The sequence below is a fragment of the Actinacidiphila acidipaludis genome (assembly GCF_019890725.1).
GTDB lineage: Bacteria > Actinomycetota > Actinomycetes > Streptomycetales > Streptomycetaceae > Actinacidiphila > Actinacidiphila acidipaludis.
In genome coordinates, this window is sequence record NZ_JAINZZ010000154.1 from 1 (window position 1) to 469 (window position 469).

Sequence of the window (469 nt, forward strand, 5' to 3'; positions counted from 1 at the left end):
AGCAGCAGGGTGTTGACGTCGCCGGCGGCCTCGACCGCGCGTCCGGACATGGCCAGGACGTTGCGCTGCACCAGGCGGTCCATGCCCGCGATGCCGATGGCCGACAGCAGGGCGCCGATGGTGGTGGGGATGAGGGCGACGACGAGGGCGACGAGGACCACGATGGACTGCTCGGCGCCGGCGAAGGCCGCGAAGGGCTGGAGGGTGACGACGGCGATCAGGAAGACGATGGTGAGCGAGGCGAGCAGGATGTTCAGCGCGATCTCGTTGGGTGTCTTCTGCCGGGCGGCGCCCTCGACGAGGGCGATCATCCGGTCGATGAACGTCTCGCCGGGCTTCGAGGTGATCTTCACGACGATGCGGTCCGAGAGGACCTTGGTGCCGCCGGTGACCGCGGACCGGTCGCCGCCGGACTCGCGGATGACCGGCGCCGACTCGCCGGTGATCGCCGACTCGTCCACCGACGCGA

At 70.1% G+C, this 469-nt stretch carries 1 protein-coding gene; it reads right to left on the reverse strand.

Annotated elements, in window-relative coordinates:
• The coding region (locus tag K7862_RS37105; RefSeq protein WP_443611940.1) for a P-type ATPase actuator domain-containing protein at positions 1-469 on the reverse strand (469 nt) is incomplete at both ends.